The sequence below is a fragment of the Psychrobacter sp. ENNN9_III genome, from assembly GCF_001462175.1.
In the GTDB taxonomy this organism is placed as follows: Bacteria; Pseudomonadota; Gammaproteobacteria; order Pseudomonadales; family Moraxellaceae; genus Psychrobacter.
Genome location: NZ_LNUO01000122.1, coordinates 1 through 8,215 on the forward strand (window position 1 = coordinate 1; position 8,215 = coordinate 8,215).

9 protein-coding genes are annotated in these 8,215 nt (G+C 40.1%); 8 read left to right on the forward strand and 1 reads right to left on the reverse strand.

The genetic code is table 11. The annotated features are described in order from the left end of the window. Positions 1 to 85: 85 nt before the first annotated feature. Positions 86 to 358 carry an HU family DNA-binding protein gene (locus tag PENNN9_RS07430; protein WP_025653024.1) on the reverse strand — a complete coding sequence of 91 codons (273 nt, stop codon included), beginning with the start codon at positions 356 to 358 and terminating at the stop codon, positions 86 to 88. A gap of 697 nt (positions 359 to 1,055) precedes the next feature. Between PENNN9_RS07430 and PENNN9_RS07435 the strand changes: the two genes are divergently transcribed. From PENNN9_RS07435 to fdx, 8 genes are all read left to right on the forward strand, one after another. Next, a complete protein-coding gene (locus PENNN9_RS07435; RefSeq protein ID WP_058369068.1) occupies positions 1,056 to 1,700 on the forward strand; it encodes a hypothetical protein in 645 nt (214 codons plus the stop codon). 388 nt (positions 1,701 to 2,088) lie between these two features. Further along, positions 2,089 to 2,598, forward strand: a complete 510-nt coding sequence (locus PENNN9_RS07440; protein WP_058369069.1) for an Rrf2 family transcriptional regulator — start codon at positions 2,089 to 2,091, stop codon at positions 2,596 to 2,598. Continuing rightward, positions 2,595 to 3,821: an IscS subfamily cysteine desulfurase gene (locus tag PENNN9_RS07445; RefSeq protein ID WP_058369070.1), complete on the forward strand. Its 1,227-nt coding sequence runs from the start codon at positions 2,595 to 2,597 to the stop codon at positions 3,819 to 3,821. The genes PENNN9_RS07440 and PENNN9_RS07445 overlap by 4 nt, the downstream gene beginning before the upstream one ends. Positions 3,822 to 4,003: 182 nt before the next feature. Next, entirely contained in the window at positions 4,004 to 4,414 is a 411-nt protein-coding gene (gene iscU / locus PENNN9_RS07450; protein WP_058369071.1) for a Fe-S cluster assembly scaffold IscU, read from the forward strand. 141 nt (positions 4,415 to 4,555) lie between these two features. After that, a complete protein-coding gene (gene iscA, locus PENNN9_RS07455) occupies positions 4,556 to 4,876 on the forward strand; it encodes an iron-sulfur cluster assembly protein IscA (RefSeq protein WP_058369072.1) in 321 nt (106 codons plus the stop codon). Positions 4,877 to 5,030: 154 nt separating this feature from the next. Then, positions 5,031 to 5,624, forward strand: a complete 594-nt coding sequence (gene hscB, locus PENNN9_RS07460; protein ID WP_058369073.1) for a Fe-S protein assembly co-chaperone HscB — start codon at positions 5,031 to 5,033, stop codon at positions 5,622 to 5,624. Positions 5,625 to 5,807: 183 nt separating this feature from the next. Beyond that, positions 5,808 to 7,700 carry a Fe-S protein assembly chaperone HscA gene (gene hscA, locus PENNN9_RS07465; RefSeq protein ID WP_058369074.1) on the forward strand — a complete coding sequence of 631 codons (1,893 nt, stop codon included), beginning with the start codon at positions 5,808 to 5,810 and terminating at the stop codon, positions 7,698 to 7,700. 117 nt (positions 7,701 to 7,817) lie between these two features. Next, positions 7,818 to 8,156, forward strand: a complete 339-nt coding sequence (gene fdx / locus PENNN9_RS07470) for an ISC system 2Fe-2S type ferredoxin (RefSeq protein WP_058369075.1) — start codon at positions 7,818 to 7,820, stop codon at positions 8,154 to 8,156. Positions 8,157 to 8,215 lie beyond the last annotated feature (59 nt).

The following is an 8,215-nucleotide window of genomic DNA, read 5'->3' on the forward strand; positions in this document are numbered from 1 at the left end:
GCACCTTTATCTAAAGGTGCTTTTTATTGCTTGTTTCGCTAACAAGAGTTAAACAACAGTTATATAAAAACAAGCCAAGATACGCCTAGTTTAAGCGCTCTTTTAGATTTTTACCAGCTTTAAAGCTTGGTACTTTACTTGCTGGAATACTTAGCTCTTCACCCGTCTTAGGATTACGGCCAGTACGGGCTTTACGGTCTTTTACGCTAAACGTACCAAAGCCAACTAATGAGATGCTTTCACCCGCTTCTAGAGCTTCACCAACGCTTTCCATAACGGCGTTCAATGCATCACCAGCTTGAGTTTTGTTAAGGCCACTTTTATCTGCGATGCTATCAATTAATTCTGACTTATTCATAAAATTTCCTTCAAGTTTAAGGGCTAAAATAAACGCTAACGTCCGGCATTGTATCGCTCTCACGTGATATAAGCAATAAAAACCATTCTAGACGCTTTTGTTTGTGGTTGCGCGTTATTAACGCCTTTATATCAAGGCAACAAAAGGAGCGCAAGCGATTTTACATTTTTTCGCCCGCGAAACTACGTATTTGACACCTAACGTTACGCAAATCACCTGTAACTCGTCGTTTCATGTATAAATTCGTCCCAAAATTACCACTTATAAAAGAACAGTTTAGTAAATCACTAAAGCCATATTGGTGCTCTGTAACAGATAGTTTTATCAAAAAGGTAACGCTTTTAATATAACTTAAAGGTTTAACTCAAATTGGAAGGTAAAAATGTATATTATAAAATAGCAATTGACGCTGGTATCAGCTCATTGATTGATGACTAATGGCCTTTTTCTTATTTTTACCCACTTACGGTTCAGTTAGGCTAACGCTCATAAGGTTTTTAGTCTTCATTGGGTGAATAGCGCAACAATTTATTAACTGACATAGAGACACATTACTTTTTATGATGGAAACATTATGATAGCTAACGCATAATATGTTATAAAAACCAAACTATAATCAATCCTATGATTGCAATTATTTATTGCTACTCATATTTTATGTTTATTTCTAACCTGCCCAATAAAATGGATTACTTACATGAAGCGTACTACATTGTCTCACTCTCTTCTTAATATCGTTTTAGTATTCATTGAGTCAGCATTGACGCTGTTGCTACGCCTAGATCCTGAGCTACGTAGGGCTGCATATCCACTAGCGAAACAGGGCACTGTTGTTTGTCTGCGCTTGTACTTACCTCATGTAGAGGTTTTTGCAACTTTTAGCTATAAAGGGGTGTTACTTGATGCGCAGCTACCGGTTGATCGTAGTGAGCCTGATGTGGTTATTAACGCCTATAGTATTCAAGTATTGAATGCTCTTACCTCTCACGACAGTGAGGCGACTGAAAAACTACAAATGCGCGGGGAAGCTGTTCAAGTACAATTGATTAAACAGTTTATCACTCAATTGGGACTAGGTAGCTTGATTCAAGGTGTCATAAAAAAATTCAAAGGTGGCAATGGCAAGCAAAAGCCTAGCGCAGAAGAGATGGAAGAAAAGAAGCACAATTATAAAGTGCGTATTGCAGAACAACAGACTCAAATAAATACGTTGACCATAAAAAATCGCGAGTTTGAAACGACAGTCAAAGAGTTACAGAGTAGACAAAAAACCCTCACCATTGTGTCAGTAATAGCCACTGTTATTGCAATCGGTGCCATCATTGCCTTACTAATGAGCTAACCTATTTGGCTCCTCTTTCTTTGACTAAAAACGCTTAATGACAACTCTGCCATGTCGTTAAGCGTTCTTATCTCAAGTAATCTTCTTCCGATTACCTCCTCTTTTATGTCTTATTTGGGCTTCGAGTTTACCGATTACTTTTATCAATAATCGTGATAGGTAAGATTAACCATACTAAGACACTTTAATCTTGACTAAATTACTCAGGATTAAGTATAATATCTCTATCGCAGCACATATCGGGTTAACCATCTGTTGTCTAGCAGTAATAGCGACTAAGTTATTTAATAACGCTATGATGTAAGTAACCTTACCTCAACTGTACTAATCAACATGCCTAAGCTCGTTATTGAATTTGGCTTATAACTGATCAGCTTGGAGATATTTTATGCGTTTAACTACTCGAGGCAGGTATGCCGTTACCGCTTTATTAGACTTGGCTTTGCAGACCAGTCAGCAAGACAGTGCTGTATCCTTATCTGATATTGCAAAACGGCAATCTATCTCTATCTCCTATCTTGAACAGCTATTTTCCAAACTTCGTAAACGTGGTTTGGTTACCAGTATTCGCGGTGCTGCAGGTGGCTACCATTTAGCTAAGCCTTTGGATGAAATAGACGTGATGACCATTATATCTGCTGTTGACGAATCTGTTAATGCTATGCAGTGTGAAGGACGCGGTGATTGTCAAGGTGGTACAATGTGTTTAACCCATGATTTATGGTGTGCATTGTCAAATCATATCGAACAGTACTTGAAAAATATAACACTAGCGCAATTATTAGACATGGAAAACGTGCAAACAGTATCAGAACGTCAGCACACCTCTACTAAAGAGATTTCTTTAAAAGACATTAATACTATTACTTTATCGACTAGCGAGGCAAACCCAGCATGAGCCAACACAACAACCTTATATATTTAGATTATGCCGCCACTACCCCAGTTGCTAAATCAGTAGCTGCTAAGATGAGCGAGTATCTGACTGTAGATGGCATCTTTGGTAATCCAGCCTCGCGCTCACATGGCTATGGCTGGCAAGCAGAAGAAGCAGTAGAGACAGCACGTCAGCAAATCGCTGAAGTCATTAATGCCGACCCTCGCGAAATTGTCTTTACTTCTGGTGCGACAGAATCAGACAACCTAGCAATCAAAGGAGCAGCGCATTTTTATCAGTCTCGCGGTAAGCATATCATCACGAGTAAGATTGAGCATAAAGCCGTATTAGATACCTGCCGTGAGCTTGAGCAAGAAGGCTTTGAGATCACATATCTTGAGCCACAAGCAGGTACTGGTCTAATTTTACCAGAGCAAGTTAAAGAAGCATTGCGTGACGATACAATTTTAGTATCACTTATGATGGTGAACAACGAGCTTGGTACGATCACTGATGTTGCTGCTATTGGCGAGATCACGCGTGATGCGGGTGTTATTTTCCATGTTGATGGTGCTCAGGCTGTTGGCAAGGTAATTATCAATCTTGAAGAGATGAAAATTGACTTGATGAGTTTTTCTGGTCATAAAGCATATGGTCCTAAAGGAATTGGCGCGTTATTTGTTCGCCGTAAGCCGCGCATTCGCCTAAAAGCAGAACAGCATGGTGGTGGTCATGAGCGTGGTATGCGTTCAGGTACATTACCGACGCATCAGATTGTTGGTATCGGTGCAGCATTTGCCTTAGCCAATGAGCGTTATGAAGAAGATCATGCGCATGCAGCCAAGTTGCGTCAAAAGCTTTGGGACGGCCTGCAAGATATCGAAGAAATTTATCTAAATGGTGACCTTGAGAATAGCGTACCAAACATCGTAAATATTAGCTTCAACTTTGTTGAAGGCGAGTCACTGATGATGTCGTTGAAAGACTTGGCCGTATCATCTGGTTCAGCCTGTACATCGGCAACGCTTGAGCCCTCATATGTACTGCGCGCAATTGGTCGTCCAGATGAATTAGCTCACAGCTCAATTCGATTTAGTTTCGGTCGTTATACTACCGAAGAAGATATTGATACTGTGGTTAAGCAAATGCACGAAGCAGTCGATAAACTACGTGCTCTATCTCCTCTTTGGGATATGTACCAAGAAGGCGTTGATTTAGATTCAGTTGAGTGGGCGGAGCATTAATATTTGGTAGTGTAAGTTTAGTAAAATAGATAATATGGTTATAAAATATAGCCATTAAATGAACAATCAGACAATTATAAATAACGTTTTTATATGAAGTGTTTGACCCCAATTATCGATGAGTAGTTAAACATTTTAAAGTTGATAAATGGCTACTCATCATCTAACTAGGAGAAAACCCCATGGCCTATAGTGACCAAGTTATTGATCATTACGAAAATCCACGCAACGTTGGCAATCTTGACAAAAATGCTAAAAACGTTGGAACCGGTATGGTGGGTGCCCCAGCTTGTGGTGATGTGATGCGTCTACAAATCCAAGTCGATGACAAAGGTATCATTGAAGACGCTCGCTTTAAAACTTACGGCTGCGGTTCAGCGATTGCTTCAAGCTCGCTCGTTACTGAGTGGTTAAAAGGCAAAAGCTTAGATCAAGCTGGCGAGATCAAGAACAACGATATTGCTCAAGAGCTTGCCTTGCCACCAGTCAAAGTTCACTGCTCTGTACTTGCAGAAGACGCTATTAAAGCTGCCATAACTGACTACAAAGGTAAGCATGGTACTGCCGAAGTAGCAGAAGAAGCGACTAATTAATTTTAATAGCATACGCAATGTATGCTGTTAGTACTGCATTAGTAGTATGCTTTTTACTACTAATGTTTAGAGGTGACAATGATGCTTATGTACTTGTCACCTTTTAAGTTTTATCAAATTTGATGGTAAGTAGGAGTTGGCATGATTGAAATGACAGAACGCGCCGCTCAGCATGTTCGAGAGTTTTTGGATAATCGCGGTAAGGGTGAAGGTATTCGAGTTGGTATCCGTACAGCGGGTTGCTCGGGCTTGGCTTACGTTTTAGAGTTTGTAGATATACCTGACGACAATGATACCCGCTATGAAAGTCGAGGTGTCAGTATCTTCATTGATCCCAAAAGCTTGGTCTATTTAGATGGCTTATTGATGGATTACGAAAAAGAAGGCTTAAACGAAGGCTTCAAATTTACCAATCCTAATCAAAAAGGCGAATGTGGCTGCGGTGAGTCTTTTACTGTTTAAAAGGTATGATTATAATCTTGGGCAGTAGCATATCAATATCGCAAAGTTAGTATTGATCATCAAGCCTCATATAAGTCCGTAGTTACAATCTCATATTTACAATATTTAGTTAGGCAAAGACCTTAAAAACAAACAGAAAAGCAAGGCGCATAATATGACAGATGTCACTTTAGAAGCTCAGTTTGATAATTTCTTTGCTCTATTTGAGCATCCTGTACAGTTTGAAGTCAATCAAGATATTCTTGATCAGCGTCTACGCCTGCTACAAAAGCGTTATCATCCAGATAATCTTTCTGTTAATGATACAAAAAGCGGAGCAGATATCGCGCAAGCGAAGCAGCGGTCTGTGCAGGCTTCAGCATTGATCAATCAAGCTTATCAAACCCTAAGTGCTCCTGATAGTCGTGCCAGCTACTTGCTTGATATGGCTGACCAAGCACAGAATGTAGAGCATTCTATTGCTGATTTAGACTTTTTAGAAGATGCAATGCAGATGCGTATTGATTTAGATGAAGCAATTGAAGACAAAGATCTTGCGACATTAAAACAACTACATCCGCAAATCATAGAACGTTTGGCGTATCAATCTGAACGTTTTGATAAAGCTTATAAAAGTAAAAACTGGCAGACCGCTATTGATGCGACACAAAAACTGAAGTTTTTAGTCAAATTAAACGCTGATGTTACGATTGGTCTTGATGAAGTAGCAAGTGCTGAACATTCAGATGATGATGACCTATATGTTTAGACTTAATATATGAATGTTAGGTTCTACACTTAAGGTCAAAATACTACTAGCAATATTGTATACTTTCTTATTTTAAGCGCTATTTTCTTCTATTGTAGAGTGAGACTTTAGCCGTTAAACTATCGTCGCCTGCATACTAGATTTGCTTCATTTCACTTATTTATTTTATCTTTGAGTTATCTTATGTCTTTATTGCAAATTGCCGAACCCAATCAAAGCGCTCAACCTCACCAACATCGTTTTGGTCTAGGAATTGATCTTGGTACTACACGCTCGTTGGTCGCTGTGGTGCGTTCAGGCAAAGCGCAAGTCTTAGAGTCAGATACAACAACCGATACCTTATTACCTTCTGTTGTTTACTATCCAAGCACTGGTAATCCACTTGTTGGTTACGATGCCCTAGCGCATCTAGCGGATGATCCAAAAAATACGATTGTTTCAGCTAAGCGCTTTATGGGCCGTAGCCAAGCTGATATCAAATTCTCTCATCCTTACGAATTAAGTGGTAATAAAGATGATATGCCAGCTTTTGTTACCGCTCAAGGTGACGTATCTCCTGTTGAAGTATCAGCACGGATTCTAGCAGCCCTTGAGCAAAGAGCGACAACTGCCCTACCTGTAGACAGTATAGAAGGTGCGGTGATTACTGTACCGGCTTATTTCGATGAAGCTCAGCGTCAAGCGACTAAAGATGCAGCACAAGCGGCTGGCATCAATGTATTGCGTCTATTAAACGAACCAACCGCTGCTGCAGTCGCCTACGGTCTTGATAAACCCGCTGAGGACTCGGCTAAGAGCGATAACAAAGAAAGCTATTATTTAATCTATGATCTTGGTGGCGGAACTTTTGATGTTTCTATTTTAAAGCTTACTGATGGCGTGTTTGAAGTACTAGCAACGGGTGGTAATAGTGCCTTAGGCGGTGACGATATTGATCGCTTGATGACCAATTGGCTTATCAAACAAGTAAACATCGATCCTAAAGATGTCAGCCGTCATGACAAGTCGATACTTGCGCAACAAGCAAAAGCTTATAAGCAAGCGTTAACTGATGCTAATCAAGTCGATATCGACATTGTAGTTAACGATCAGTCTTATCAAGGTGTGTTACGTCATAAAGACTTAGTCGCTATTACCGAACCAGTTAGTCGCCGTACGTTAAGTGTGTGCGAACAGGTACTGCGTGATGCAAAGCTATCTAGCACTGACTTAGATGAAGTAATTTTGGTCGGTGGTTCTACGCGTATGCCTGCCATTCAGCATGTTGTAGCTGATTTTTTCAACAAGCAGCCACTTTGTCGCCTAAATCCAGATGAGGTTGTTGCTTTAGGCGCGGCTCAGACAGCGCATCAATTGGTTAACGGTGATAGTGATGACAATCTACTATTATTAGATGTGACACCATTATCGCTTGGTCTTGAGACAATGGGCGGCTTGGTTGAAGTATTGATCCCACGTAATACCCCAATTCCTGTCAAAAAACGTCAAGTGTTTACCACTTATCAAGACGGACAAACTGGCATGGTTGTTCATGTAGTGCAAGGTGAGCGTGAGACAGTAGAAAACTGCCGTTCACTTGGACGTTTTGAGCTATATGGTATTCCGCCAATGAAGGCAGGTTTTGCTCGTATTGAAGTGACTTTTAGTATCGACGCCAATGGACAGTTGACAGTCAGTGCCCAAGAAACCACGACAAAGACAGAGAGTCAGATTGAGATTGTGCCTTCTTATGGGTTGTCAGATGAACAAAAAGAGCAACTCTTGACTGCAGGATTTAAGCATGCAGAAGAAGATAAAAATGCGCGTTCTCTAATTGAGACTAAAGTAGAAGCAGAGCGTGAAGTCTTGGCACTACAATCAGCACTTAACGAGTTTGCTTCTTTATTAACATCTGAGGAGCAGCAGTCACTCATTGAGCACATTCAAGCATTACAGACATCACTTAACACTGATGATTTGTCAGTTATCGAAAAAGAGCAAGCCAAACTTAAACCACATAGCGATGCTTTTGCTGCTCGTATTATGAATCAGAGTGTCAAAGCCAGTATGGCAGGTACAAGTGCTCAGGACTGGTAGCATATGTAGATTCGTTGGTGGCTGTAACTTAATAATTATAACTCACCTAATATAATAATTTATCTCATAACGCTTCATTTTTTTATTTTTAATTGATTAGTATTGGACAGACGATTTATGCCAAAGATTACTGTACTACCCCATCATGAGATTTGCCCTGAAGGCACCGAAGTTGAGCTTCAATCTGGTGATAACTTATGTAAAGCCTTACTTGAAAAGGGCGTCAAAATCGAGCATGCTTGTGAGATGTCAAAAGCATGTACTACCTGTCATGTCGTGGTTCGTAAGGGATTTAATAGTTTAGAAGAAATGGACGATATTGAAGCCGACTTACTAGATCGTGCTTGGGGATTGGAACCGGATTCACGTCTGTCTTGTCAGGTAATGCTTGAAGATAAAGATTTGACCATAGAAATCCCTAAATATACGCTCAACCATGCAAAAGAAAATCATTAAATATTAAGCATAGATTTTGCTACACTAAAAAGCCAGCTATTATATTGTAATAGCTGGCT